A 26,245-nucleotide genomic window follows, 5' to 3' on the forward strand; every position below is an offset into this window, starting at 1 on the left:
AGCTTATTATAACGCAAACCAGCCGCAGCGGAATTCATTCTGCAGTGCCCGATTTTCGGGATGCGTGCCGTTTGTCGTTCTACATTTGAACAATAGGAGGAATTACCATGCAAACCGTAACATTAAACAATGGAGTGAAAATGCCAATTATCGGCTTCGGTGTGTACCAAGTCCCCGATGCTCAAGAATGTGAAAACGCAGTATATGAAGCACTGATGGCCGGTTACCGCCTGATTGACACCGCTTCCGGTTACCTAAACGAGGAAGCAGTCGGACGTGCAATCAAGCGGAGCGGCGTACCGCGTGAGGAGCTATTCATTACGACCAAGCTCTGGATTCAGGATGCCGGCTATGAAAGCGCCAAGATCGCATTTTCCAAATCATTGAGTAAGCTGCAGCTGGATTATCTTGATTTATACCTTATTCACCAACCATACGGCGATTACTACGGCGCTTGGCGTGCGATGGAGGACATGTACCGCGAAGGAAAAATCAGGGCAATCGGAGTCAGCAACTTCTATCCCGACCGTCTAATGGATCTCATCATGCATAATGAAATCGTGCCAGCCGTCAATCAAGTCGAAACACATCCATTCTATCAGCAAAAAGAAAGTGCTGCTTTTATGAAAGAGCAGGGAGTACAACACGAGTCGTGGGCACCGTTCGCTGAAGGACGCAATAACATGTTCAGCAACGAAGTATTGACTTCCATTGCGGAAAAACACAATAAATCCGTCGCCCAGGTCGTGCTGCGTTGGCTTGTTCAGCGTGAAGTCGTTACAATTCCAAAATCGGTGCGCAAAGAACGGATTGTCGAAAACTTTGACATTTTCGATTTTGAGTTGAGCTTAGAGGATATCGAAAAAATTTCTACCCTTGATAAAGGAGAAAGTCTTTTCGGATCACACCAAGATCCGAAAATTGTAAAATCGATAGGCGCCATGAAATTCGATCTGTAACTTTTGATTGAACCGTAAATTGCGTACAGAGGGTGAATGGAAATTTCAATTATTGACATTAGAAAGCTGATATACTAAGTGTATTGTGAAATTTCCGCCAATAAAGCGCGATCCAGCTTCAAATGTCGGTTTCAAAATTGCAGGAGATTAAGTCAGGGCTAGAGGAAGGGAAGAACCCTTCCTTTTTTCCTTGGACGGACTGAAAACAGTGCCCTTTTTCTGGCCAAATTGAATATAAAATGATATGCAGACAAAATACCGCAAAGCGCATGACTAATAAAAAACGCACAAGTGGATAAAATGAACCTATTTGTTCAATACAATCAGCTGCTTTGAAAGTATATAAAAAAAGACACCAAACCAACAGCACTAGTGCTATAAGTTCAGTGTCCGCAGACTTCTATTTTTAATTTCTCTAAAGCCTTAAGGCCTTATTTTTATTAACCTCTTCCAGCTTGGAAAGAAGGGTATTTCGTCATACCGCCATCTGCAAAGAGTGTAATACCCGTTACATAACTTGCTTCAGAAGATGCTAAGAATGCTGCTACTGCTGCTACTTCTTCTGGTTTACCGATGTAACCCATTGGAATCATGCTTTCAACATCTGCACGTTGTTCTGGATCTGCGAATTTTTCAGCGTTGATTGGTGTGTTCATCGCACCTGGTCCAATGTTATTTACGCGGATACCTTTTGGCGCATATTCAAGAGCCAATGTTTCCGTCATAAGTTTCATTCCGCCTTTACTTGCTGCATAGTGAACAAATAATGGCCAAGGAATCATTTCATGTACGCTGGACATGTTAATTACGTTTCCTTTAATGTCGTTTTCAACGAAATATTTGATTGCTTCACGGCTTCCTAAGAATGCACCTGTTAAGTTTGTATCAATAACTTTGTTCCAGTTATCTAGAGATAGCTCATGAGAAGGAACTGGGTTTTCAACACCAGCGTTGTTAATCATTACGTCTAGAGTACCGAATTCTTTAATAGCTGTTTGAACAAGATTTACAACGTCTTCTTCTTTTGTTACGTCACCTTGAACGATGATTGCTTGTCCGCCTGCTTCTTCTACTTCTTTTTTCGCATCTAAAGCTTCTTCTTCATGGTTGTAATAGTTAATAACAACTTTTGCCTCTTCTTGACCGAAGCGAACAGCCATTGCACGTCCAAGGCCTGTAGATCCGCCTGTAATTACGACTACTTTATCTTTTAAATCTTTATACATGATAAGTTCCTCCTGGTTCTAACGATTATTTTTTAATAGATATTCTTACTGTTTAGTTTAATGTATTTTAACTTTTTGCTATCCCTAGCAGCACTCCGCCCAAAATAATGAGCACAATGCCAATTGAAATCGAAATAAGCTGACGCTTTGTTTTCTTTTCGCCTAGTAAGAAGATACCTCCAAGCGTTGACACGACGATTCCCATTTGTGATAGTGAAAAACTTGTCGCTACCCCTACCTTAGGTTGGGAAATAAATAAGAACATATTACCTGCAGCCCATATAAGACCGGGAATAATGTTACGAATTGTGTATTTATTAAAAGGCTTATGTTTATAAGTGAGGATGAGTCCGCCGATAAACATACCGATTGCTTGAGGGAATAAAGCCACCCAGCCATCAACGTTAAACAAACGTGCAACGACAACATATACTAAATATCCAATCGTAGATATGATGAGTGTGATAATGCCCTTTTTAAATTGCCCAGATTGCTCTTTATTTTTTTTGCTTTCAAGTGAGGTTAACACAATCCCAATCACGATAAAAATGAGGGCTAGTATTCCCAATAGAACTGTAGTGACTGTTGACCACTCATGAAAAACAATCACCCCAAACAAAGCTGTTGATACGAGCTGCATACCTGTTGAAATCGGCATCGTTTTAGAAACACCAATATATTCAATGGTTTTTAACTGATTACTTTGTCCAACAGCCCAAAACAACCCTGAAACGATTCCTACAATAAAGATAAAAGGCGTCAATACAGGATGGATAACGAGATAGATAACAGCTGAAAAGATCAGTGCTCCAATCGTTGTTCCAAGTGTTTGACTATAAGGTCCTCCGCCTAACTTGACATTGAAGAGGACGATACTTCCCCAAAATATTGCAGGAAGAATGGCTAAGAAAATATCCATTTGATGCAAACCTTCTTTCCCAAACCCTTGATGTATTGAAAGTGGCTAGTTTTGTTTCGTCACTTTACGTTACTAATAGTAACCTAGGTAACTAAAATAGTCAATGGTTTCATCTTGCATTTCTTTTTTTCTGATTAGTTCTTCAATTAGACCTTTCTTGATGTTTCGGGTCTGGAATAATAAAAATGGTTCATTTATATGAAATCTGATATCAATAGAAAAAATCAGTCGTAACGAAAAAAAACTAACCTAAGTTACTATTGGTTACTTAGGTTAGTTTACCGTATAGGTTATGAGTGGGTTGTAACTAACATATAAAAAAGAAAGGTGAAACTCAAAAATGGCAGAAACATTAATATCTGCTGGGAAAGTGTTTATTGAGGGCACAGTCGTATAAATCATGCAGGTTGGAGGTGTGCGGCAGCTATTTATGTTTTAAAGAAAAAGAGGAATCAGTATAGGAAGATGTATAAAACAAAAAAGCTTGTAGAAACTTGAAGGGCCTTGATAAGGTTCAAGGCCTTATGATGTGTTGGATTAAAATTGTTTAGCCATCTCTTTGGCTTGCCGAATTGCTTGATCTTTAATTTGAGAAGTTTGTTCTGGAAACTTCATTTGCCCTTCAATAATAATACTTTCAAATGATTTGATACCAAAAAAATCCATGATCACTTCTAAGTATCGGTTTCCCATCTCTCTTTCCATTTCAGGACCATGTGAGTAGATGTCTCCCCGCGATTGTATATGGAGAGCTTTTTTTCCTTCTAGTAAGCCTTTTGAGCCTTCTTTTGTATACGTGAAGGTTTTGCCTGACACCGCGATTGCATCAATATAGGTCTTCATGATGGCTGGAACAGATAAATTCCACATAGGTGTTACAAAAATATATTTATCAGCTAACAAAAACTGTCCGCCTAATTCAGCTAAACGGGCGACTTTTAACCGTTCATCCGCTGATAAATCTTGAAGTGAAGCTTGAGAGCGAAGTTTTTTCCAACCATTAAATACATCTGCGTCTAGATACGGAATATCAGCTTTATATAAATCTAAATGGACAACATCATCTTCAGGATGTGTTTGCTTATAGCTTTCAATGAATTCTTTTCCTACGGTCATGCTGAGTGATTCATCTTCAGGCAGAGGATGTGCTGTGATATAGAGAACATTAGACATGGAGATCTTCCTTCCTTATTAGATAATTAAAAATAGCGCTTTGTTTATTGGCATAGATACTAAAAGAATGGTCAATCCTTGACCCAGCTTTCCGCCCATTGACTAATCGGTCCTAATATTTTTCCTAATTCTGTTCCTTTTTGAGTTAAAGAGTACTCAGAACGTATCGGACGATCGGGGATTACATTTCGAACAACAATTCCCTGTTCTTCTAATTCTTTAATCCGTTCAGTTAATATCCTTCTGCTTAAGGAAGGCATGCTCTCACTTAACTCACTAAAGCGCTTAGGACCACTCATTAGCACATAAATAATTAAACCTGTCCACTTTTTCCCAATTATTTCGAAGCTTTTTTCTACTTTAGGTTGTAAATCTTTTGACTCGCCCATATTATATGTCCTCCTTCAATAAATATGGATGAAAAATAACTTATGCATTTATTGTAACAAAAATAATGGAAATGTATTTGGGTACTTTGAATTAAAAAGGTTGATATCTCTTTTTTTAGTTACTTTTTATCCCCTTGGTTCCTTTTAGTATCGAATAATTTTCTAAAATAGTCAAATTATGATTATAAAATGAATATATTTTATTGATAACAATGTGCGGATATTAAAGGGAAATAATTCAATAACTTAAGTATAAATGAGTAATTGTGACGGTTAAATAAATTAACGATAAGAGGGAAATGAAATGCCTCTTATGTTGTATTGATCATGCCGCGTTCGTTATACATGATTGAACATATAAATGATGAGATATCAAGCTACATGTGGAGGTGAATAAACAGGGGGATATTCAGCTTTTTATCTAGGTTGATAGAGTATATGTAAGGAACTGTCACATCTCTTTTTCAAAAAGTCTTCGTAAAACAGAAAAAGCCGGAATGTCAGATCCGGCTTTTCGCTTATTTTCCCTTCGATTTCTTACGCTTCTCTTTTTCCGCCCGGTAAAACTCATGAAACATCTTCATCAGCGCGCGTTTTTCAATCCGCGACACATAGCTTCTTGAAATGCCGAGCTCTTTCGCGATTTCGCGCTGCGTCTTTTCTTTTTTTAAATCAAGGCCGAAGCGGCCGACAATCACTTCTTTTTCGCGGTCGTCTAAAATGTCGATATATTTTTTGACCTTTTCAAGCTCCATGTTGAGCTGAATGGTGTCAATCACATCTTCGCTTTCCGACTTGAGCACATCGATCAGGCTTATTTCATTCCCTTCTTTATCCTGGCCGATCGGATCATGAAGGGAAACGTCTTTTTTTGTTTTTTTCAAGGCGCGCAGATGCATTAAAATCTCGTTCTCAATACATCGCGCGGCATATGTCGCAAGCTTCGTGCCTTTTCCGGCTGAATAGCTTTCGATGCCTTTAATCAGCCCGATTGTACCGATGGAGATCAGATCTTCTGCGTCTTCCCCCGTGTTTTCGAATTTTTTTACAATATGGGCGACTAAACGGAGATTATGTTCGATCAGCATATTGCGGGCGTGTTCATCTCCTTCGGCCATAAGGTCTAAGTATTTTTTCTCCTCATGATTTGAGAGCGGTTGTGGAAAGGCATTATTTTTCACGTATGATACTAAAAACACGAGTTCTTTCACAATAAACCCGAGCGCTGCAAAAACACCTGTCACCATCCTCACCTCCACAAAGTTATGTAGGCAAAAGCCTATATGTAACTGTATGTGGCAGTCAGGCTGTTTGTGTCTGTACAGGGAAATTAATCAAAGGCAAGTTTTATTTCTTACAGCCTCTTGATTTTTTCTGATTGAGCCTGTATATTGTTAAAAAAAGTAAAATCGAAAAGAATATAAAGTGAAAAGCGCTGAAGAGAAGAGTAGACAGATATCATTCATGACAGAGAGCTCCGGGAGCTGGGAAGGAGTATGAATGGATGTGTTGAAACAAACCTCTTAGCTTCGCATCGGAATCATGTAAAACGAGGATGATGCGGCGGATACTCCTGTTACCGAGTAAGCTTTGTACCGGCAAGGCCGGCGCCAAACCGAATTGAGGTGGCATAGCGGGCTGTTTCCCGTCCTCAAGACTTCATTGTCTTGAGGGCGTTTTTTATTTTCTGAGGGAGGGATAAGATGAAAAACTGGAAGTCTTGGCGGCACCCGGTGCTTTTGTTAACCGGAATCGGGGTGGCGAATATTGGTGAATGGATTTATTTTTTGTCTCTTAATCTTATTGTCTTAAAAGAAACAGGGTCTGCTTTTGCAGTTTCCATTCTTTATTTAATCAGGCCTGCGGCTGTTTTGATGACAAATGGGTGGGCGGGCAGCATCATCGACAGGTGTAACAAACGGAGTATGATGATGTCGCTTGATTTCATCCGGGCTGGATTCATTGCCGTTCTGCCGCTGATGTTTACTGCATGGTCTCTATATTCCGTTTATTGTATCGTGTTTTTGATTCATATGGCTAATGCGATGTTTCGTCCGTGTTCCATGGCGTATGTGACGATGCTTATCCCGGCTGAAAAGAGAAAACGATTCAATTCACTAAGGGCTTTGCCGGAATCAGGGGCTTTTCTCCTCGGCCCGGCTGCGACCGGGCTGCTTTTTATCGTCGGCACGCCGATTTTTGCGATTTGGGTGAATGCGGCTGCTTTAATGCTGTCCGGTTTCATCACGATGATGCTGCCGAATCTTGAAAGTGAGCCTCACGTACATTCTCCCAGGCAGAAGCTTTCTTTGGCAGTATGCAAAGAAGATTGGAAGCTCGTACATCGCTTCAGCCGAACGGCGCGAAACGTCATGATCATTTATTTTTTATTCAGTCTGGTCATGACCGTGATGTTGTCTGCACTTGATTCGCTTGAAGTCGCTTTTTCAAAAGAGGTTCTTCAGCTGACTGATGCTGATTACGGTTTTCTCGTCAGTGTGTCAGGGGCAGGGGTTATAGCGGGGGCGCTTGTCAATGTGTTCTTTAATAAAAAAATGCCGGCTTCTTTATTGATGGGAATGGGCTCTTTTTTCACAGCGGCGGGATATATGATTTATGCGTTTTCTCACGTTTTTTGGACTGCTGCTTGCGGGTTTTTCTGTCTGGCTTTTTTCTTGGCATTTGCCAATACGGGATTTCAGACGTTTTATCAAAAAAATGTTCCGGTGGACATTATGGGGAGGGTGGGCAGCTGTTATTCATTAGTTGAAGCTGTCTTTATTATATTGATAACGGCGGTTTTCGGAGCGGCGGCAGTCAGTTCTTCCGTCCGCCATATCGTCATCACAGGCGCAGCCGTTATGCTGATGTTGGCAGCCGTTTTATGCTCATTCTTACTTGCGGCCGCAAAAAGGAGGACACTTGATGGATTTCAAGCGAATCAATTTAAACAAACATAAAGAGACGGCCGTTTCATTTCGCAAAGATTCGTTTCTCGTCAGCTTTGGCACGGCGGATCATTTTAATAAGGATGAGTATCTCAGATGGCTGTCATCTCAAATCAAGAGCTTTCCCGACGGTTTTGTGCTGCTTTTTCATAACGGGCAGCCGATCGGACAGCTTGAAGCCTCCATTAAACCTTATCGCGATCAACAAATCGGTTATGTGCACCTTTACTATATTACTGAGCGGCAGAAGGGAATGGGGGACGGGACGAAGCTCCATCAATACGCGAATCAGTTTTTCAGAACGAACGGTGTTTCGGAATATCATCTTAGAGTTTCTCCGGACAATAAAGCGGCCCTGTCATTTTACAAAAAGCAAAACCTGAAAGTGCTCGGTTCAGAATTAAACGGAAAGGTTCTCAGAATGAGAGGAGCCGTACCGCCGGTATAGGGGGCGGTACATGCTTCATTTTTTCGTCGTTTTTAAAAGGCCGGGAAACTTTTTATAAATGACCGCCATTAACACGAGCATATACATTCCGTAAATTCCGAAAGACAGCAGTTTGTTGCTTGTAAATGAAGCGCCTGCGACTGTCACGATCACAATGTTCGGAATTTTGCCGAGCGCCGATGCGGAAAAAAAGATCGGCCATCGTATGTTGCTCAGCCCGCATACAGTATTCATGGCAAGCGACGGTATAATCGGAATCAGCCGCCCGAAAAGCACCGCCGTAAACGCGTGCTGATGGAATGAATCTTCATATTGGGCCGCGGCCGGGTAAGACCGCAGCTTTTTTCTGGCCCAGTCTCTGAATCCGTACCGGACGAGAAAAAACAAGGCCATTGTCCCGAGCATCGCGCCTGACAATGTAATCCACACCCCGTTTACAATCCCGAAGACCGCTCCGTTTAAGGCCGCGATAATGGCGAATGGAACAATCGGAAAAAATACGTCAGCTGCGACCAGCAGGATACTCATAAGCACGGCGTACATTCCGCCCGCCCGAATCATGCCGAGCCAGACGTCTTTTTGCATAAAACCGATCATCACAACAGCAATGATGACGGCAAGACTGAATCCTTTTTTTATCATCTGTACGTTCACCTCTTTTCAAATAGTATACAGTACAAATCTATCTCCTTCTATTAAAATAGGGTGTCCGATAAGCGTGCTTTTGCATTGGTTAATAGGAGAGGTAAAATGGCATCCATAAAAAAAGACCTGATACCGAAATCAAACGGCAACCGGCCGGGATATGCAATGGACCCGGATTATATTACCGCCCATCATACATCCAACACGGACGAGGGCGCAGACGCGAAAGATGCGCGCAAATGACGTGAAACAGCCGGACACAGCTATCAGCTGGCACTTTACAGTGGATGACTCAGTGGTTTATCAGCATTTGCCGCTCGATGAGAACGGCTGGCACGCCGGAGACGGAACAAATGGGACAGGGAATGGGAATTGAAATTTGTGAAAACGCCGACGGTAATTTTGATAAGGCTGTGCAAAAATATACCTCTTGAACGCGCTGTTCCCCATAAAGAATTGCCCCGGCAGGCTGCTGAACAGCTGGGAAGCCTTTTGAAAAAGGCATAAACGGCTCTGACGACTCTGTAAATAAATCATTAAACTGACGACCCCTTTGCCGCCGCTGATTTTTATTCTGATAAAAATGCGAAAGATCATGGAGTTGACGGAATATACGGACCCAAAACCGCCAATGCCGTAAAGCGGTTCCAAATCACGAACGGCTTACAGGCTGACGGGATTTACGGTCCGAAAACGAAAGACAAGCCGGAAGTAGTGCTGTCATAATTCGGAATTACCTGTTTCTTACAGAAAAAGCGGGTGATGTACATTAGTTGCGCGCAGAATGATTTTTAAAAAAGGGGACACGTTAACAGTAGTGTTTACTGGAGGTGTAAACGTTGAAATGCTTTCATCTGATCATTATGATATGCGTCCTCACGAGTCTCACTGCCGTGTCCGCCGATGCGAAATCATTAAAAAGAAGTGACATGGAGAAGACGGGAAACGTGTACTGGGACATAAGGTCTGAAAAAAAGAAACTGTCTTTAACCTTCGATGACGGCCCCCACCCTGTCTATACAGAGGCTGTGTTAGACGTGCTGAAACAGTACAATGTTAAAGCGACTTTTTTTTGTATCGGAAGCCGTATAGACAATTACCCTATAACGGCAAAGCGCATTATTGAAGAAGGACATGAAATCGGCAACCATACGATGAACCATGTTTATTTTCACCGTCTGAAACGCAAAGACATTTTAAAAGAGCTTCACAGCTCAGCCCGCCATATTACATCGCTTCAGCCGGAAGGGGACAAGTTATTCCGCCCGCCGGGAGGATCGCTGAACCGTACGGCTTTCAAAAGCATCTTAAAAGAGGGCTATCATATCATCATGTGGTCTTGGAACCAAGATCCGAGGGACTGGAGAAGGCCCGGAAAAGGAAAAATCGTCAGACACGTTGTTTCACATGCCAGAGGTGGAGATATTATTCTTCTGCATGACGGCGGAGGCAACCGGCGCCAGACGGTTGAGGCTTTGAAAGAAATCATTCCCCAGCTGAAAAAGCAGGGCTACACGTTTGTTAAAGTTTCGGATTTGATCGGAGAGGATGCCGGCCCTTTTCATATCCAGTAAAGAGAGCGCCGCGTTGAAAGCCGCAAAAGAGACGTGTACCATATAGGATGTAAGGTTTGGGGGGAGAAAAAATGAAGTTTGCTGTTCTTTTTATTGCGATAGCCTGTCTGTTATCAGGATGCGCCGCGGGCAAAGAGAAAAGCGCTGTCGCTTTCGGTGACAGCAATACGCGCGGTTCCAATTGGGATTATCGTGATTATCCAAAGGCGCAGCAGTGGGTAAACATGTTAAAAACAACGGAACGCGGCCGTCTTACGGTTATAAATGCAGGGATAGGCGGTCAGACGACTGAGGATGCGCGCCTGCGATTTCAAAGCGACGTGCTTGACCGCAAGCCCCAATATTTATTTATCATGTTCGGAACAAATGATGCGGGCATTTTGACGGGACAACAGCCGCGAGTATCAAAGAAACGGTTTAAAGAAAACCTGACTTATTTTGTAAACGAAAGCCGAAAGCACCGCATAAAGCCGATTTTAATGACGTGCATTCCAGTTATAGAAGGAAACGGAACGCATCATCTCTATTACTATTCAAGATATAAAGCTTCAGCCTTTAAAGAAAAAGGCGGAGCGAGAAAATGGCATAATTCCTATAACGGCATTACAAGGCAGGTTGCAAAAGAGTTAAAAGTGCCTCTGGTGGATAATTGGAAACACTTTATACGCGCGGACGGCGGCAAAGATACAGACCGGGCGCTCATCCAATCCGGACTGATAGATCCTTCCGGAAATCACATGACACCAAAAGGGGCCAGAATCTTAATTGAAGGCATAAAAAATGGGCGGATTTTGGAACGCTGACGCCGTCAGCTGCCTAAGCCGTTTTGCTCGTGCATCATAGGCTGTAGAAAAACATCTTTTTGGAGGCGATTTGCTATGAACCGCGGTTTCCCTCCTCCATATCCTGTATGCCCGCCTCCTCGGGTGAATGCGGGGTACTGGTACGCATTTTTTGTTGTGCTGCTCGTCGTTTTTCTCGTTCTGGGCGGCCTGTATTGGTTCAAAATTTAACAGCAGTCCTCTTAAACACCTCTGTAAGGGGTGTTTTTTGTTGAAAGTGGTAGTAAAGCGTATAACCGAAGTGATATAATATCAGTCATCTGAGTAAAAAAAGGAAATTCGCCCGGAAAATTTTTCTGTTTAAGAAGAAACGGAAATAATGTGTCCGAGCGATCTTCTTTTGATTTCGTTTTCAATTAACTCGATAAATTCACGGCTCAAATTCATTTCATTGGCTTTGAAATAAGATTCTATTAGTAATTCATCAGAAAGCTTTCTCATGCCGGGGACCCAATTAATGGGAGTGGCACCTCCTTAACAGTTGTAATCAATCATCAGACGCGAGCATATGATGGAAGGTTGCGTTTCAATCATGGTGAGGTTATCTTTAATCTACCATGAAATACAAATAAGAACAATCGTTCTGTTATCCACACTCATAAGTGGATAACTTGTTAGTATCTTGTTTATAATCTGGATAAATCCGGATGTAATAAGAGTGGATAATGTGTGTAATTTTATCCACAACTGGTGAAGAAACCCAATTTTTGTCGAAATTTTTTTGCTGAGTCCGACTTTGTTTTTAAATCCGACAGGTTTCGACATATAGATGATAGAAAGAAAAAAGGGAAGGGTGCGGGTTTTGTTAAAAAAGTTTTTTTTACCTGACGAATTTGTGAAAAATATATTTCATATCACACCGGAAAAGCTCAAGGAGCGCAATGTGAAAGGGATTATTACAGACCTTGACAATACGCTTGTAGAGTGGGACAGACCGAGTGCGACACCTCGATTAATCGAGTGGTTTGAAGAAATGAAGGAGCACGGCATTAAAGTCACGATCGTCTCCAATAATAATGAACGAAGAGTGAAATTATTCTCGGAGCCGCTTGGCATACCGTTTATTTATAAGGCAAGAAAACCGATGGGACGCGCCTTTAAAAGAGCCGTCAGCAGCATGGATCTGAAAAAAGAAGACTGTGTGGTCATCGGCGATCAGCTGCTTACTGATGTTCTCGGCGGAAACAGACACGGGTATCATACGATCCTTGTCGTGCCGGTCGCTTCCTCTGACGGGGTCATGACGCGCTTTAACCGCCGGATTGAACGGAGAATATTGAGTTCTTTGAAACGTAAAGGCCATATTCAGTGGGAGGATTAGAAATGGAAAAGGTTGTTTGCATCGGCTGCGGAGTAGCGATCCAGACCGAGGATAAACAAGGTCTCGGGTATGCGCCGAAGGCATCGCTCACAAAAGAGAATGTCATCTGCCAGCGCTGCTTCAGACTGAAAAACTACAATGAAATTCAAGATGTTTCATTAACGGACGATGACTTTTTAAATATCTTGCACACAATCGGCGATACTGACTCTCTTATTGTCAAAGTCGTTGATATTTTTGATTTTAACGGAAGCTGGATAAACGGACTGAACCGCTTTGTCGGCGGAAATCCGATCATCCTTGTCGGCAATAAGGCTGATATCCTTCCGAAATCCGTAAAACGGGAACGGCTCGTTCAATGGATGAAACGCGAAGCGAAAGAATACGGCTTAAAACCTCTTGATGTCTTTTTAATCAGCGCTTCACGCGGACAAGGGATGAAAGAAGTCATTGACGCCATAGAACATTATCGCGAAGGCCGTGATGTGTATGTGGTGGGCTGTACGAATGTCGGCAAATCAACGTTTATCAACCGGATTATTAAAGAGGTCTCAGGGGAAGAGAATATCATTACCACCTCTCAATTTCCGGGCACGACTCTTGATGCAATTGAAATCCCGCTTGATGACGGGTCCGCGCTTTATGATACCCCGGGAATCATTAACCATCACCAGATGGCGCATTACGTGGACAAGCGTGACTTAAAGGTGCTGACACCGAAAAAAGAACTGAAGCCGCGCACTTTCCAGCTGAATGAGAAACAAACGCTTTACTTCGGCGGGCTTGCCCGGTTTGATTATGTTTCAGGCGATAAAGCGGCGTTTGTCTGCTATATGCCGAATGAATTGATGATTCACAGAACAAAGCTTGAAAATGCTGACGCCTTATACGAAAAGCATGCGGGTGAACTGCTCACCCCGCCCGGGAAAGATCATTTGGATGAATTTCCGGAGCTTACGGCTCACACGTTTACGATTAAAGAAGGAAAGACGGATATCGTTTTTTCCGGTCTCGGATGGGTCACGGTGCAGCATGCAGATAAAAAAATAACGGCTTACGCTCCGAAAGGCGTACACGTATTTGTCCGCCGTTCATTAATATAGAGAGAAGGGGAGAGGGAGCATGAAACAATTGTACGGAGTAATCGGAAATCCGATCGGGCATTCAATGTCACCCGATATTCATAACGCGGCTTTGAAAGATAAGAACATCAACGGGCAGTATTTTGCGTTTCAGGTGGAACCTCACAACCTCAAGGACGCCGTTAACGGAATTAAAGCACTGGGCATCTGCGGAATTAATGTAACAGTCCCGCATAAAGTCGCGATCATGGAGCATCTGGATGAAATACATGAAAGCGCAAAAGTACTCGGGGCCGTAAATACCGTCAAAAGAGAGGGAGACAGGCTCATCGGGTATAATACTGACGGAGATGGATTTTATAAATCCTTAGTCAAAGTTTTGGACAAACCGATATCAGAGCTCTCCATTCTAATGATAGGAGCGGGAGGGGCGGCAAGAGCAATTTTTACGACGATCGTCCGCAAAGAGCCGAAACAGTTTGACGTTTGCAACCGCACGCCGGAAAAAGCAGAAAGTCTGATTGCGGCGGCTCCCTCTTTTCAGCAGAAACGCGCTCTTACATTAGAAGAAGCTGAAAATCAGCTTGAGCAATATGACGTCATTATTCATACAACATCTGTCGGCATGTATCCAAACACGGATGCCGTGCCGCTCTCATTGGAACGGGCCAAAGCGGGCGCCATCGTTTGTGATATCGTATACAACCCGATTCAAACGGCGTTATTAAAAGAAGCCGAAAAAAGAGGTTTGACTACCCTTGACGGCGTCGGCATGTTTGTAGAACAGGCCGCACTGTCCTTCCAGCTGTGGACGGAACAGGAGCCTGACAGCGGCCTGATGAGAGCAATTGTTGAAGGAAAACTAGGAGGAACACAATGTTAACAGGAAAACAAAAACGGTTTTTGCGTTCAAAAGCGCATCATTTAACGCCTATTTTTCAAGTGGGAAAGGGCGGAGTCAACGAAAACATGGTGAAACAGATTGCCGAGGCTTTAGAGGCAAGAGAGCTGATTAAAGTCAGCGTGCTTCAAAACTGCGAAGACGATAAAAACGATGTCGCAGAAGCCCTTGTGAAAGGCAGCCGTTCTCAATTGGTACAGACGATCGGAAATACGATCGTATTGTATAAGGAATCAAAGGAAAATAAACAAATCGAGCTTCCGTAAGGTGGTTGACATGAAGAAAATCGGAATATTCGGGGGCACATTTGACCCTCCGCATAACGGTCATCTTCTGATGGCTAATGAAGTCCTTCATCAGGCGGAGCTCGATGAGATTTGGTTTATGCCGAATAAAATTCCCCCGCATAAGCAGAATGAAGACTTTACCGACAGCCGGCACCGGGTTAAGATGCTGAAGCTTGCCATCAGCTCAAATCCCGGTTTTAAGCTTGAGCTTGCGGAAATGGAGCGGAAAGGTCCTTCTTATACCTATGATACCGTCCGTTTACTGAAGGAGCGGCACCCGAACGACAAGCTTTTCTTTATTATCGGGGCGGATATGATTGAATATCTGCCGAAATGGTACAAACTGGACGAACTGCTTACACTCATTCAATTTATCGGAGTGCGGCGCCCGGGGTATCATATTGAGACCCCGTATCCGCTGCTTTTTGCCGACGTTCCGGAATTTGACGTATCGTCAACGATGCTGAGAGAACGTCTCAAAGCAAAAAAAACGACGCAATACTTAATGCCGGATAAAGTGAGGCAGTATATAGAGGAGAATGATTTATATGAATCGTGAGGAAGCACTTGCCTGCGTCAAAGAACAGCTGACCGAGCATCGCTACATCCACACAATCGGCGTGACAGATACGGCGGTTATTCTCGCAGGCCGGTTCGGAGCAGACCCGAAAAAAGCGGAAATGGCGGCTATTTTTCATGATTATGCGAAATTCCGGCCGAAAGAAGAAATGAAGCAGATCATCGTGCGGGAAAAAATGCCGGCTGAGCTCTTGGATTACAATGCCGAGCTGTGGCATGCTCCTGCGGGGGCGTATCTGGCTGAGAAAGAAGCGGGGATCACTGACCCGGAGATCTTAGACGCGATCCGCTATCACACGTCAGGGCGTCCCGGAATGACCCTTTTAGACAAAGTCATTTACGTGGCGGATTACATTGAACCCGGCCGCCATTTCCCCGGAGTGGAAGATGTGCGCCGCCTGGCAGAAACGGATCTGAACGAAGCGCTTATACAAGCGCTGAAAAATACAATGATATTTCTGATGAAAAAAAACCAGCCGGTCTTCCCGGAGACGTTTGCAACCTATAACTGGCTGGTGTCTCAAAATTGACAGGAGGAATATGGAAATGGATCAAGCTTCCGTATTAAAAATCGCGGCAAAAGCATGCGACGATAAACGTGCAGAGGATATTTTAGCGCTCGACATGGAAGGAATCTCACTTGTAGCGGATTACTTTTTAATCTGCCACGGGAATTCTGATAAACAGGTTCAGGCAATTGCGCGTGAAATTAAAGATCAGGCAGAAGAAAACGGCATTGATGTCAAAAAGATGGAAGGGTTTGATGAGGCCCGCTGGATTTTAGTTGATCTCGGCGACGTCATTGTCCACGTTTTCCATAAAGATGAAAGAAGCTACTACAATCTTGAAAAGCTATGGGGCGACGCGCCGCTCGCAGAGCTTGAACTCGGCTTGAACTCATGATTTACCAAGGCTTCGCCGGCGTATATGACGAGTTAATGTCCCATGCGCCGTATGATGAATGGGCGGGCTGGATCGAAGCGTCTCTTCCGGAAAAGGGAAAGGTGCTTGATCTTGCCTGCGGAACCGGAGAAATATCCATCAGGCTTGCCGAAAAAGGCTGCGAAGTCACGGGGATTGATTTGAGTGAAGACATGCTGAGCTGTGCCCAGCAGAAAAAAACGGGAAAGCCGATTCTTTTTCTCCAGCAGGATATGAGAGAGCTTTCCGGTTTTGATGAACAGTTTGATGCCGTAGTCATCTGCTGTGATTCCCTCAATTACTTAAAAACGAAAAATGATGTCTTGAGCACCTTCAAAAGTGTTTTTCAAGTTTTGAAGGAGGGCGGCCTGCTTCTGTTTGACGTCCATTCTCCATATAAAATGACGGAGCTTTTTCCGGACAGCACCCATGCGGACCAGGATGAGCAGATCAGCTATATTTGGCAAAGTTTTGCCGGCGATGAAGAGCTTTCTGTCATCCATGATATGTCCTTTTTCGTGTGGAACGGACAAACTTATGACCGCTATGACGAGACGCATGAGCAAAAAACATTTTACATTGAAGAATATGAACAAATGCTTGCAGAGACAGGATTTGAACTGAAGAAAGTGACGGCTGATTTTACAGACCGGCCTCCTTCAAGAGAGTCCGAGCGTCTTTTCTTTACGGCAGGCAAACCAAAAACCATCGTTTAAACAAAACGATGGTTTTTAAAATGCATTTTTGCCGATTGGCACGTTTTAGCGTTTTATGGCATACTCATTTACACGTGAAATTGCTTCTTCACTAAAGATATATCTTCATCGTATTTGTCATGTGTACGCTGAAAGACACGGTTGAACATATCCTGTACACCGCTTTCAAGCGCCTTCAGTCCTTCTCCGGTGACGCCGCCTTTAACGCATACTTTTTCCTGCAAGGCGGAAAGGGTGTAATGCCCTGTTTCCAGAAGCTTTCCGAGACCGACAAGCATTTCCGTCGACATAATGACGGCTTCTTCTTTGGTAATGTCCGTTTCTTCCACTGCCGCGTCAATAAAGCGTTGAACGAGATAACTCATAAAAGCAGGGCCGCAGCTGACAATGTCTGACGCCGCCCTTGTTATGCCACTATTGATTTCTACAGGCTTTGAAATATGAGTGATCAGGGTTTGGATATCCGCTTTTGCAGCCTCACTGCAGCTATTGCCGAACGTAACAAGCGAGACACCGGCAAAGGCGCGGTTTGTAATGCTCGGAATGACACGGGCCGTCTGGCACGGAACCGTATGTTCAATCTGTTCCGTTTGAACGGGGCTGGTAATGGAGATTAAAATGTGATCTTTCCGTAAATGAGGTGTGAGCTTCTTCAGCAAAGGATATATATCCAGCGGTTTTACACAAATGAATATCATTTCATTTTCCTGTACGAGCTTTTCCTGATCCTCGGTGACATGGATGCCGCTGAAACGCTCTTTTAGTTTTAATGCTTTTTCGATTGTTCTGTTTGTGATGGTGATATGTGAGGGATCGGCAGCGTTTGATTCAATTAACGATTCAATCAGGATCGTTCCCATGTTTCCGGTGCCGATAAAGCCTATTTTCAATGAATTCCCCTCCTTTTTCCCTTAATCCTCTAAACCTTATGCGGGGAGGCAATGCAATATGACGAAAGCGATGATGACGGAGCAGATGCGGCGGAACCTGAAAATTCTGGGTGTTTGTCTTGTGGCAGGAGCGGTTTTTATCTGCATTTGGCTGTTTCGTCCTGAAAAAGAAGAACCGGTCAAACAGCAGTCCGTGCTCGGCCAAACAGCCTCACCATCCGGCACGGACAAAACAGACACCGCAGACGATAAGATTATGATTGATATTAAGGGAGCGGTCCGAAATCCAGGCGTGTATGAAATGAAGGCGGGAGACAGAGTGACACAAGCCATTGAAAAAGCCGGCGGCCTGAAGGAAAAGGCGGATGAACTGAATGTTAATTTAGCAGAGCAGCTGCAAGACGGGACGGTCGTTTATATTCCGAGCGAAGGCGAAGAGGAGAATCGCCCGAAAACCGCAGCAGGTGAGAAGGAGGATGCGCCTGTCAATATCAATACGGCAACTCTGGACGAACTTCAGGCGATTTCCGGTGTGGGGCAGAAAAAAGCGGAAGCGATTATCGCCTACCGGGAAGAAAACGGACGGTTTCAGACTGCTGAAGATTTGATGAAGGTATCAGGTTTTGGAGAAAAGTCATTTGAGCGGATAAAAACTTCCATTACGGTAAAGTGAATTGACGGTTTTGCTCAAAACTATGTAAACTTAGAAAAGCAACAAGACTTTTGGAGGGAACACTTGTGGAACGAATCTCATGGAATCAATATTTTATGGCGCAAAGCCATTTGCTGGCGCTGAGAAGCACATGTCCGAGACTGTCAGTCGGGGCAACCGTTGTCAGAGACAAGCGGATGATTGCCGGCGGGTACAACGGTTCAATTGCCGGCGGCGTCCATTGTGCTGATGAAGGATGTCTTTTAATAGATAATCACTGCCAGCGGACCATACATGCAGAGATGAATGCAATTCTGCAATGTTCTAAGTTCGGTGTGCCGACCGAGGGCGCCGAAATTTATGTGACGCATTATCCTTGTATTCAATGCTGTAAATCAATTATTCAGGCGGGCATCAAAACGGTCTATTATGCCGAAGATTACAAAACACAGCCATACGCAAAAGAGCTGTTCACCCAAGCAGGAGTCAAGGTGGAACAGGTTGAACTTGATGAAATGATCATTGATCTGAAAAACCGCGAAAAATTGTCTTTTGTAGCGGGTTTGATTCAGCAATTATCTGATGCGGGAGTTAAGGCGGATGAACTGAAAAAAATTCATGAACAGGCTAATGAGCTGTTTACCAGTTACGTATAAATGAAATATAAATACCTTCTTCTGCCTCTGGCGGCGGTTTCTGCAACCGCGGGAATTGCCGCCGCAAATTTCTTCTGGGTTCTATTCTTTTTCCTTCTGTATCTTCTCTTTATTTTTGTAAAAACAAAGCAGTACACACCGTTTATCGTCAGCCTCGTTTCTTTTTGTCTTTATTTCTTTCTGTATACGGTTTATGACGCTGCGAATGTATCCCGGTATCAGGCCGGGAGCTATACTGAACAGGCCGTCATCACAAATATTCCGAAGGTTGACGGGGCGAAAATGTCAGCCGTTATCCGAACGCATGACAAAGAAAAATGGGCCGCTTCATACAAAATCCGGTCTCTTGAAGAAAAAAGTCTCATTGAACAGCTGGAACCGGGGATGCGCTGCGTGTTTACCGGCTCTTTGGAACAGCCCGGACATGCGACGATTCCCGGAGGTTTTGATTATAAGGAATATCTTAATTCTCAGCATATTCACTGGTTATTTTCCGTGACTTCCATTCAGCAGTGTGAAAAATCCGGCATGCCGCTGTATAAACTGCTCAACATCAGAAAGAATTTGATTTCGATCATTCAAAATCACGTGCCTGAATCCTCTGCCGGAATTGTAGAAGCGCTGAACTTAGGAGAAAGATTTTCTATAGAGGACGATATACTGAACGCTTATCAAAATCTGGGAGTCGTTCATTTAATGGCCATTTCCGGAATGCATGTCGGTCTGATTACCGCGGGAATATTTTATGTTCTGATCAGAATCGGGCTGACAAGAGAAAAGGCGGGGGTTTTGCTGCTGTTTTTTTTACCGGTGTATACGCTGTTAAGCGGTGCGGCCCCGTCCGTATTGCGCGCATCTCTCATGCTGGGATTTTATATCGCCGGAACTCTTTTTAAACGCAGAATTCATTCCTCGACTGCATTGTCTGTGTCTTATCTGCTGCTTCTCATGTTTAATCCTTACCTCCTTTGGCAGGCGGGCTTCCAGCTTTCTTTTGCGGTAAGCGCCGCTTTAATTCTATCATCCTCCATTTTAAAGAAAGCAGGGAAAAGAAGACTTGCCGGGCTTGCGATGGCCTCATTCATTGCGGAGCTCAGTTCGCTTCCGTTTCTGCTCTATCATTTCCAGCAGATTTCGCTTGTCAGTTTTCCGATGAATATGGTGATGGTGCCTTTTTATACGTTATTTGTCATTCCGTTTTCGGTCATCGGTTTCCTTCTTCTCTTACTTTCAAGGCAGGTCGGGGAATGTTTGTTTTATATGTTTGACCTTGTGATGAAGCCTGTGCATGATTTCATGACATATGCGGCATCCGTTGATTTATTTACAATGATTGTGTCAAAGCCTGACTTTCTTTCCCTTCTTCTGCTTGCGGTTTCCGTGTTTACGCTTTTTGCAGCTTTGGAAAAGGGCGGTTTTTTGAAACTCAGGAAATCGCCTCTTTTTTTCTGCGCGGTTTTGGTTTATTTAATGTTCCGTCCTTATTTCAGTCCCTGGGGAGAAGCGGATATGCTTGATATCGGGCAGGGAGACTCGCTGTTTATAAGTGCGCCGCACCGCAAAGGAACCGTAATGGTTGATACAGGGGGAGTGGTGGCTTATCCAGGAGAATCATGGAAAGAAAAACGCCACCCGTATTCTATCGGTGAGAAGGTTTTGATTCCGTTTTTGAACGGAAAAGGGGTGAAAAAGCTGGATGCGCTGATTTTAACCCATGCGGATCAGGATCATATCGGGGAAGCCGGAGTATTAATCAAAAAACATAGAGTCAAACGGCTGATTGTTCCCATGGGATTCGTGAAGGAACCGAAGGATCAGGACATATTGAAGATGGCGAAAGAAAATAACATTCCCGTTGCTGAAGCAAAGCGGGGCGACATCATTACAGCCGGTAATCTTCAGTTTCAGGTGCTGTCCCCGGAGTCATCTGATGTAAAGAGTAAAAATGATTCGTCACTGGTGCTTTGGACGGTTTTAGGCGGAGTGAGCTGGCTTTTGACGGGAGATTTAGAATCGGACGGCGAAACGGAAGTGCTGAAAGCGTATCCGAATCTGAAGGCTGATATATTGAAGGCCGGTCATCACGGCAGCAAAAGCTCTACGAGTGAAGCCTTTTTGAAACAGCTTCAGCCGGAAGCGGCACTGATTTCAGCAGGTGAAGATAATCGTTACCATCATCCGCATGAAGAGGTGCTGGATCGTTTGAAAGCGTACTCTGTCAATGTGCTTCGCACCGATCTCAGCGGAACGATTCAATACAGATTTAAAAAAGGCGCCGGAACGTTTTCTGTCTTTCCTCCATATGATATAGAAGAAACCAGGGCGCAGGAAGTAAAAAAGACTGCCGATTGACAGCAGCCCGGAATGCGGCTAAGAGCCGATAAGATGGATGGCTGTTGCCATCACGAACAAAAAGGCGAAAAATCCGAAGGACACGACAAAACCGACAGCTGAGTCAACAGCATCATTTCGTTTGCTTTGAACGTTTTTTTCAAAATCATTCAATTTCATCCCTCCTGACTTCCCTAAGTATACTGGAATTGTTTTGAAAAATCTAGAAGTGATGGTAACGTTTTCTGTTCTTGTGATTATCGCCTTTTTACAAGCAGCCCCGGGAGCTTGTGAATCAGGCGTTTATTATAAATGAGGAAGCTGTCCTTTTTAAAGCTTCCTCTTTACTATTTGCCTAACTCAATTTAGGATAGAAGGGGATCAAGAAAGAGAGGAAGTCATACGATCATGGTATTTGATGTTTGGAAAGCCCTGAAAAAAGGGGATGTCCGCTCCGTTTATTGTTTATACGGAAAAGAAACGTATCTTCTCCAAGAGACTGTCAGCCGGATCAGACAAGCTGTCGTTGATGAGGGGACAAAAGATTTTAACCTGTCTGTTTTTGATCTTGAAGAGGATCCGCTTGACCAGGCGATAACCGATGCGGAAACGTTTCCGTTTATGGGGGAGAAGCGGCTGGTCATTGTAAAAAACCCGTCTTTTTTAACAGGGGAAAAAAAGAAAGAAAAAATAGAGCACAATACAGGCGCTCTTGAGACTTATCTGAAGGAGCCTGCGCCTTATACGGTTTTTGTGATTGTGGCTCCGTATGAGAAGCTGGATGAGCGGAAAAAACTGACGAAGGCGCTGAAGCAGCAAGCTCTGATGATTGAAGCTAAGGAGCTGAATGCAAAGGAAACGACTGACTTTACGATTAATCTGGCAAAATCAGAAAATAAAACGATCGACGCAGAAGCTGCTGAGCATTTGGTTCTGCTTGCAAACGGCCACCTGTCCTCCATATACCAGGAAATACAAAAACTCTCCGCCTACACCGGAGACAGACATGAGATTACGCTTGAAGATGTCCGGGAGCTTGTCGCGAGAAGTTTGGAGCAGAATATTTTTGAGCTGATCAACAAAATCGTGAACCGAAAACGGACGGAAAGCCTTCAAATATTTTATGATCTTTTAAAACAAAACGAAGAACCGATCAAAATCATGGCGCTGATCGCCAACCAGTTCCGTCTCATTATGCAGACGAAGTATTTTGCCGGACAAGGATACGGTCAAAAGCAAATCGCATCCAATTTAAAGGTTCACCCTTTCCGGGTAAAGCTGGCGATGGACCAGGCGAGGCTTTTTTCTGAAGAAGAGCTCAGGCGTATTATAGAGAAACTCGCAGTGATGGATTACGAAATGAAAACCGGGAAAAAGGACAAGCAGCTCTTGCTGGAGCTCTTTCTTCTTGAACTTCTCCGGACCGAATGAAAAAAACGATCCCCGTTACCAGGGATCGTTTTTGTATTATGCAGAAAGTCCGTTCACTTGTTTCGCAAGTCTAGATTTGTATCGAGCTGCGGCATTTTTGTGTACAAGACCTGTTTTCACTGCTTTATCAATGCGTTTCGCTGCTTCAGAAAGAGCAGTTTTCGCTTTATCCGCTTCGTTGTTGGCAACAGAAGCTTCTACTTGTTTGATTGCAGTACGCATAGCAGATTTGATTGTCGCGTTATGAGCGCGGCGTTCGTTGTTTGTTTTTGTACGTTTAATCGCTGATTTAATGTTTGGCATGTGTTTCACCTCCTAAGATACAACCTGTAGCACAGTGTCTTAAGGTTAAATCTTCTTCACAATAGAACAAATTGTATTCTATCAAACAGAACTTTAGATTGCAATATAAATGTAAAGTATTTTTCGTTGATGGGTAAATTCGCATGATTCGTTTTACAAATGGCCACACTATGTACCACGATGATTGAAGGAGGTCTTCCCCGTGAAAAATAACGAACTGGATGTCAATCAATTTCTGATACGGACAGATTTAGCGGTAGAAACGAAACAGGCGGTAAAAGACGGACAAGCCGGTCAGAAAAAAGAAATAAACGGGTTTATTGAAAAAGAACGCGACAAGGGCGGCATTAAAGTCAGAACTGTGGATATTACAAAAGAAGGCGCCGAGCTATCGGGCAAAAAGCAGGGGCGCTATGTCACGATCGAAGCGCAGGGTGTGAGGGAGCACGACTCTGAAATGCAGGAAAAAGTAACGGAAGTGTTTGCCGAGGAATTTTCCGCCTATCTGTCGGCATTAAAAATTCCAAAGGATGCAAGCTGTTTGATCGTCGGTCTCGGCAACTGGAATGTGACGCCGGATGCACTCGGCCCTCTCGTGACCGAAAATCTGCTTGTGACGCGGCATTTGTTCAGGCTTCAGCCGGAAAATGTGCAGGAAGGGTACAGGCCGGTCAGCGCGCTTGCTCCCGGTGTGATGGGATTAACGGGAATTGAAACGAGCGATATTATTCAAGGCGTGATCAAAGAATCGAAGCCGGATTTTGTGATTGCTGTAGACGCTCTTGCGGCAAGAGCCGTTGAAAGGGTGAACACGACCATCCAATTTTCTGATACGGGCATTCACCCGGGATCAGGCGTCGGCAATAAGAGAAAAGAATTAAGCAAAGAGACGCTAGGCATCCCAGTCATCGCAATCGGTGTCCCGACTGTCGTTGATGCGGTTACGATCGCAAGTGATACAGTGGACTACATATTAAAGCATTTCGGCAGAGAAATGAAAGATGACAGCCCGTCGAGGTCTTTGGTGCCCGCCGGAATGAACTTCGGCAAAAAGAAGGTGCTTACAGATGAAGATCTTCCCGGAGAAAAAGAGCGCCAATCCTTTTTAGGCATTATCGGCACGCTGGACGAAAACGAAAAACGCCAGCTGATTCATGAAGTGCTTTCTCCGCTCGGACATAATCTGATGGTCACGCCGAAGGAGATTGACACCTTTATTGATGATATGGCGAACGTGCTTGCAAACGGGTTAAACACCGCCCTTCATGAAAAAGTCTCACAAGATAACAAAGGTTCTTATAATCATTAAAATGGTTCTACCTCCTCTAGCTTGTTCATAGAGTAATTACTAGACAAGCGCTGGAGGGATTCAAATCATGAGAAAAAAACGCAGAAACCGTCAAATTGTCGTTGCAGTAAACGGTGGAAATGCGCTCAAGGGCATGTTTTTGTTTATGACAAGCCTTATCGTTATTTTCGTATTATCCGGTGTGCTCACATCGCTTCGCCCTGAACTGAGGCTTTCTTCCGATTCTCTTCACGGAATTGCCGGAGAGCTTCCGGGTGACGCGTTTGCACACCTCCTTGGCATGGAAAATCATTATTTCGCATCAGAGCTTCCTGAAAAAGACTCATTTCAGCTGTCACGGCTTTCCTTAAAACTGGCGACAAGCATTAATCTGGAAGACCCGCGGAGCTTCTTGGGACGCGAGCTGCCGGGATTTGCCCAATACGATACGGAGATCCTGTTGGCGGGGCAGGGGACGGATTATACGAATATGCCGGCTGAATCTCCGCCGCCGTCAAAGGTGATGGAAAAAGAAAAAGAAGTGAACCTTGCAGAAATTGAAAACAAAACGAAAAAAGAAGAAACGGCGCCGCCGAAGCATTCGACCGGCAGCAAAAAAGTCGTCTTTATTTATCACACTCACAATACCGAATCCTATCTCCCTCTGTTAAAAGGGGAAACAAATCCGGATAACGCCCGCCATTCGAAGGCTAATGTCACGCTTGTCGGAGATATGTTCGGAAAAGCGCTGGAAGCGCAAGGCGTAGGAGCGGACGTAGATAAAACCGACGTTCAGGGCCGCCTGAACAAAGACGGTTTAAATTATGCGCGAAGCTATGACGAATCAAGACCGGTTGTAAAAAGCGCGCTCGCCGAAAATAAAAATCTGCAATATACCATAGATATTCACCGGGATTCCCGCCGCAAGAAAAATACGACAGCCGATATTAAAGGAAAAAGCTATGCCAGAGTCGCCATCGTTGTCGGCAAAAAAAGCGCCAATTTTGAAGAAAACTATAAGCTCGCAAGTGAACTTCATAAGCTCATGGAGAAAAAATATCCCGGCTTAAGCGTCGGTGTTTTATCAAAAGGCTCTCCGGGAGATAATGGAGTATACAACCAGGATTTAAACGACCGGTCGCTTCTGCTGGAATTCGGAGGCGTGGATAACAACCTTGAAGAACTGAGACGCGCATCCGATGCCGTAGCCGATGTATTCAGCGAACTGTACTGGGATGCTGAAAAAGTCAGCTCGCAATCAGGAGAGAAGAAAAAACAATAGAAATCAGGTGATGCAAATGATCCGATTTACCGGCAAATGCCTGCTGATCGCCATTGTCATGTTTGTCGGCGTTTTGTTCGGCATGCAGCAGGCAAACAGCGGAATGCTTGATATGAAAGGATACAAAGACCCCTCCTTAAAAGGTGCATTCACGCTTAGCGGCGGAGAGGGTCAGGAAAAAGAGGCATCCATTTTGGGCCAAACCGTTACGGCGAAAGATCTGGAAGAAAAACAAAAACAGCTGGAACAGGCGGAAACCTTCAACCTGTTTTCAAAAGCCGGGGAAACCCTTTCAAATACCGTGACGGACTCGGCCCAGGCGATGTACGAGTGGGTTTCGAAACTGAACCGATAGCATTTTAAGGAGAAAAGCGGACGATTCCAAATAGGAAGCTTTTCTCTTTCTTGTTTTAATTGAATGTTTACAATCCTATTGATATAATCTAAGCTAGTGTATTTTGCGTTTAATAGTAGGAGTGATA

The 26,245-nt window shown here is 44.1% G+C and carries 31 protein-coding genes, 3 pseudogenes and 1 other annotated feature; of the genes and pseudogenes, 24 read left to right on the forward strand and 10 right to left on the reverse strand.

Annotated features, from left to right (window positions below):
- Positions 1-107 precede the first annotated feature (107 nt).
- Positions 108-959: an aldo/keto reductase gene (locus tag ACQE26_RS11170; protein ID WP_500469398.1), complete on the forward strand. Its 852-nt coding sequence runs from the start codon at positions 108-110 to the stop codon at positions 957-959.
- Between the two features lie 440 nt (positions 960-1,399).
- On the opposite strand, the gene gdh is transcribed toward ACQE26_RS11170, so the two are convergent.
- From gdh to sigK, 5 genes are all read right to left on the reverse strand, one after another.
- Positions 1,400-2,185: a glucose 1-dehydrogenase gene (gene gdh, locus ACQE26_RS11175; RefSeq protein WP_060964700.1), complete on the reverse strand. Its 786-nt coding sequence runs from the start codon at positions 2,183-2,185 to the stop codon at positions 1,400-1,402.
- Between the two features lie 67 nt (positions 2,186-2,252).
- A complete protein-coding gene (locus ACQE26_RS11180) occupies positions 2,253-3,104 on the reverse strand; it encodes a RhaT/GlcU family sugar-proton symporter (protein ID WP_045926768.1) in 852 nt (283 codons plus the stop codon).
- A 537-nt stretch (positions 3,105-3,641) separates the two neighbouring features.
- Complete coding sequence (locus tag ACQE26_RS11185) at positions 3,642-4,277, reverse strand: FMN-dependent NADH-azoreductase (RefSeq protein WP_500469400.1); 636 nt, start codon at positions 4,275-4,277, stop codon at positions 3,642-3,644.
- A 71-nt stretch (positions 4,278-4,348) separates the two neighbouring features.
- Entirely contained in the window at positions 4,349-4,666 is a 318-nt protein-coding gene (locus ACQE26_RS11190) for a winged helix-turn-helix transcriptional regulator (RefSeq protein ID WP_016938879.1), read from the reverse strand.
- 518 nt (positions 4,667-5,184) lie between these two features.
- Positions 5,185-5,913 carry an RNA polymerase sporulation sigma factor SigK gene (gene sigK / locus ACQE26_RS11195; RefSeq protein WP_438420269.1) on the reverse strand — a complete coding sequence of 243 codons (729 nt, stop codon included), beginning with the start codon at positions 5,911-5,913 and terminating at the stop codon, positions 5,185-5,187.
- A 179-nt stretch (positions 5,914-6,092) separates the two neighbouring features.
- Positions 6,093-6,322: a binding site (T-box leader), on the forward strand.
- A 47-nt stretch (positions 6,323-6,369) separates the two neighbouring features.
- On the opposite strand from sigK, the gene ACQE26_RS11200 reads away from it, so the two are divergent.
- Together ACQE26_RS11200 and ACQE26_RS11205 are read left to right on the forward strand one after the other, a co-directional pair.
- The gene (locus ACQE26_RS11200) at positions 6,370-7,626 is read left to right on the forward strand and encodes an MFS transporter (protein ID WP_500469403.1); all 1,257 of its coding nucleotides are present in this window, start codon (positions 6,370-6,372) and stop codon (positions 7,624-7,626) included.
- Positions 7,592-8,062 (forward strand): GNAT family N-acetyltransferase, encoded by a 471-nt coding sequence (locus tag ACQE26_RS11205; protein ID WP_500469405.1) that lies wholly within the window; start codon positions 7,592-7,594, stop codon positions 8,060-8,062. Before ACQE26_RS11200 ends, ACQE26_RS11205 begins: the two co-directional genes overlap by 35 nt.
- A 15-nt stretch (positions 8,063-8,077) precedes the next feature.
- Here the strand turns inward: ACQE26_RS11205 and ACQE26_RS11210 are convergent, their stop codons facing one another.
- On the reverse strand, positions 8,078-8,704 hold the full coding sequence (locus ACQE26_RS11210) for a TVP38/TMEM64 family protein (RefSeq protein WP_060964705.1): 627 nt from the start codon (positions 8,702-8,704) through the stop codon (positions 8,078-8,080).
- A gap of 108 nt (positions 8,705-8,812) precedes the next feature.
- Between ACQE26_RS11210 and ACQE26_RS11215 the strand changes: the two genes are divergently transcribed.
- The 5 genes and pseudogenes from ACQE26_RS11215 to ACQE26_RS11235 all read left to right on the forward strand — a co-directional run bounded on the left by ACQE26_RS11215 (position 8,813) and on the right by ACQE26_RS11235 (position 11,084).
- Positions 8,813-8,950: a hypothetical protein gene (locus tag ACQE26_RS11215; RefSeq protein WP_500469407.1), complete on the forward strand. Its 138-nt coding sequence runs from the start codon at positions 8,813-8,815 to the stop codon at positions 8,948-8,950.
- On the forward strand, positions 8,937-9,083 hold the full coding sequence (locus ACQE26_RS11220) for an N-acetylmuramoyl-L-alanine amidase (protein ID WP_500469408.1): 147 nt from the start codon (positions 8,937-8,939) through the stop codon (positions 9,081-9,083). Before ACQE26_RS11215 ends, ACQE26_RS11220 begins: the two co-directional genes overlap by 14 nt.
- Positions 9,084-9,262: 179 nt before the next feature.
- Positions 9,263-9,433 (forward strand): annotated as a pseudogene (locus tag ACQE26_RS11225) (peptidoglycan-binding domain-containing protein); the annotation flags it as partial.
- A 113-nt stretch (positions 9,434-9,546) separates the two neighbouring features.
- A complete protein-coding gene (locus ACQE26_RS11230) occupies positions 9,547-10,281 on the forward strand; it encodes a polysaccharide deacetylase family protein (RefSeq protein WP_438420266.1) in 735 nt (244 codons plus the stop codon).
- A gap of 71 nt (positions 10,282-10,352) precedes the next feature.
- Positions 10,353-11,084 carry an SGNH/GDSL hydrolase family protein gene (locus ACQE26_RS11235; RefSeq protein ID WP_438420265.1) on the forward strand — a complete coding sequence of 244 codons (732 nt, stop codon included), beginning with the start codon at positions 10,353-10,355 and terminating at the stop codon, positions 11,082-11,084.
- 339 nt (positions 11,085-11,423) lie between these two features.
- On the opposite strand, the gene ACQE26_RS11240 is transcribed toward ACQE26_RS11235, so the two are convergent.
- Positions 11,424-11,564, reverse strand: coding sequence for a sporulation histidine kinase inhibitor Sda (locus tag ACQE26_RS11240; protein WP_003152850.1), 141 nt, complete (start codon positions 11,562-11,564; stop codon positions 11,424-11,426).
- Positions 11,565-11,925: 361 nt separating this feature from the next.
- On the opposite strand from ACQE26_RS11240, the gene ACQE26_RS11245 reads away from it, so the two are divergent.
- Genes ACQE26_RS11245 through ACQE26_RS11280 form a run of 8 tightly spaced genes read left to right on the forward strand, consistent with a single transcriptional unit; the run spans position 11,926 to position 16,930 of the window.
- Positions 11,926-12,444 carry a YqeG family HAD IIIA-type phosphatase gene (locus ACQE26_RS11245; RefSeq protein WP_014470710.1) on the forward strand — a complete coding sequence of 173 codons (519 nt, stop codon included), beginning with the start codon at positions 11,926-11,928 and terminating at the stop codon, positions 12,442-12,444.
- Between the two features lie 2 nt (positions 12,445-12,446).
- On the forward strand, positions 12,447-13,547 hold the full coding sequence (gene yqeH, locus ACQE26_RS11250) for a ribosome biogenesis GTPase YqeH (RefSeq protein WP_500469409.1): 1,101 nt from the start codon (positions 12,447-12,449) through the stop codon (positions 13,545-13,547).
- 19 nt (positions 13,548-13,566) lie between these two features.
- Positions 13,567-14,409 carry a shikimate dehydrogenase gene (gene aroE, locus ACQE26_RS11255; RefSeq protein ID WP_500469411.1) on the forward strand — a complete coding sequence of 281 codons (843 nt, stop codon included), beginning with the start codon at positions 13,567-13,569 and terminating at the stop codon, positions 14,407-14,409.
- Entirely contained in the window at positions 14,403-14,693 is a 291-nt protein-coding gene (yhbY, locus tag ACQE26_RS11260; protein ID WP_003152858.1) for a ribosome assembly RNA-binding protein YhbY, read from the forward strand. Before aroE ends, yhbY begins: the two co-directional genes overlap by 7 nt.
- A 10-nt stretch (positions 14,694-14,703) precedes the next feature.
- Complete coding sequence (locus ACQE26_RS11265) at positions 14,704-15,273, forward strand: nicotinate-nucleotide adenylyltransferase (protein WP_500469413.1); 570 nt, start codon at positions 14,704-14,706, stop codon at positions 15,271-15,273.
- Positions 15,263-15,823, forward strand: a complete 561-nt coding sequence (yqeK, locus tag ACQE26_RS11270; RefSeq protein ID WP_047475592.1) for a bis(5'-nucleosyl)-tetraphosphatase (symmetrical) YqeK — start codon at positions 15,263-15,265, stop codon at positions 15,821-15,823. Before ACQE26_RS11265 ends, yqeK begins: the two co-directional genes overlap by 11 nt.
- 16 nt (positions 15,824-15,839) lie before the next feature.
- Positions 15,840-16,196 carry a ribosome silencing factor gene (gene rsfS, locus ACQE26_RS11275; protein ID WP_016938891.1) on the forward strand — a complete coding sequence of 119 codons (357 nt, stop codon included), beginning with the start codon at positions 15,840-15,842 and terminating at the stop codon, positions 16,194-16,196.
- A complete protein-coding gene (locus ACQE26_RS11280; RefSeq protein ID WP_438420262.1) occupies positions 16,193-16,930 on the forward strand; it encodes a class I SAM-dependent DNA methyltransferase in 738 nt (245 codons plus the stop codon). The genes rsfS and ACQE26_RS11280 overlap by 4 nt, the downstream gene beginning before the upstream one ends.
- Before the next feature lie 68 nt (positions 16,931-16,998).
- On the opposite strand, the gene comER is transcribed toward ACQE26_RS11280, so the two are convergent.
- Positions 16,999-17,820 carry a late competence protein ComER gene (gene comER / locus ACQE26_RS11285; protein ID WP_500469415.1) on the reverse strand — a complete coding sequence of 274 codons (822 nt, stop codon included), beginning with the start codon at positions 17,818-17,820 and terminating at the stop codon, positions 16,999-17,001.
- Positions 17,821-17,878: 58 nt separating this feature from the next.
- On the opposite strand from comER, the gene ACQE26_RS11290 reads away from it, so the two are divergent.
- From ACQE26_RS11290 to ACQE26_RS11300, 3 genes are all read left to right on the forward strand, one after another.
- Entirely contained in the window at positions 17,879-18,493 is a 615-nt protein-coding gene (locus ACQE26_RS11290; RefSeq protein WP_500469417.1) for a helix-hairpin-helix domain-containing protein, read from the forward strand.
- Between the two features lie 65 nt (positions 18,494-18,558).
- Entirely contained in the window at positions 18,559-19,128 is a 570-nt protein-coding gene (locus ACQE26_RS11295) for a ComE operon protein 2 (RefSeq protein WP_016938895.1), read from the forward strand.
- Positions 19,129-21,480 carry a DNA internalization-related competence protein ComEC/Rec2 gene (locus tag ACQE26_RS11300; protein WP_500469419.1) on the forward strand — a complete coding sequence of 784 codons (2,352 nt, stop codon included), beginning with the start codon at positions 19,129-19,131 and terminating at the stop codon, positions 21,478-21,480.
- A gap of 18 nt (positions 21,481-21,498) precedes the next feature.
- On the opposite strand, the gene ACQE26_RS11305 is transcribed toward ACQE26_RS11300, so the two are convergent.
- Positions 21,499-21,633, reverse strand: coding sequence for a YqzM family protein (locus ACQE26_RS11305; protein ID WP_003152870.1), 135 nt, complete (start codon positions 21,631-21,633; stop codon positions 21,499-21,501).
- Positions 21,634-21,673: 40 nt separating this feature from the next.
- Here ACQE26_RS11305 and ACQE26_RS11310 point away from each other — a divergent pair.
- A pseudogene (locus ACQE26_RS11310) lies at positions 21,674-21,828 on the forward strand (hypothetical protein).
- 39 nt (positions 21,829-21,867) lie between these two features.
- Positions 21,868-22,909: pseudogene (gene holA / locus ACQE26_RS11315) on the forward strand (DNA polymerase III subunit delta); the annotation flags it as partial.
- Between the two features lie 17 nt (positions 22,910-22,926).
- Here the strand turns inward: holA and rpsT are convergent.
- Positions 22,927-23,193: a 30S ribosomal protein S20 gene (rpsT, locus tag ACQE26_RS11320; protein ID WP_003152876.1), complete on the reverse strand. Its 267-nt coding sequence runs from the start codon at positions 23,191-23,193 to the stop codon at positions 22,927-22,929.
- 202 nt (positions 23,194-23,395) lie between these two features.
- On the opposite strand from rpsT, the gene gpr reads away from it, so the two are divergent.
- The 3 genes from gpr to ACQE26_RS11335 all read left to right on the forward strand — a co-directional run bounded on the left by gpr (position 23,396) and on the right by ACQE26_RS11335 (position 26,118).
- The gene (gpr, locus tag ACQE26_RS11325; protein WP_500469421.1) at positions 23,396-24,502 is read left to right on the forward strand and encodes a GPR endopeptidase; all 1,107 of its coding nucleotides are present in this window, start codon (positions 23,396-23,398) and stop codon (positions 24,500-24,502) included.
- Between the two features lie 67 nt (positions 24,503-24,569).
- The gene (gene spoIIP / locus ACQE26_RS11330; RefSeq protein ID WP_500469423.1) at positions 24,570-25,763 is read left to right on the forward strand and encodes a stage II sporulation protein P; all 1,194 of its coding nucleotides are present in this window, start codon (positions 24,570-24,572) and stop codon (positions 25,761-25,763) included.
- Between the two features lie 16 nt (positions 25,764-25,779).
- The gene (locus tag ACQE26_RS11335) at positions 25,780-26,118 is read left to right on the forward strand and encodes a YqxA family protein (protein ID WP_016938900.1); all 339 of its coding nucleotides are present in this window, start codon (positions 25,780-25,782) and stop codon (positions 26,116-26,118) included.
- The last annotated feature ends 127 nt before the right edge of the window (positions 26,119-26,245 follow it).

This window comes from Bacillus sp. 5RYD7K, assembly GCF_059831465.1.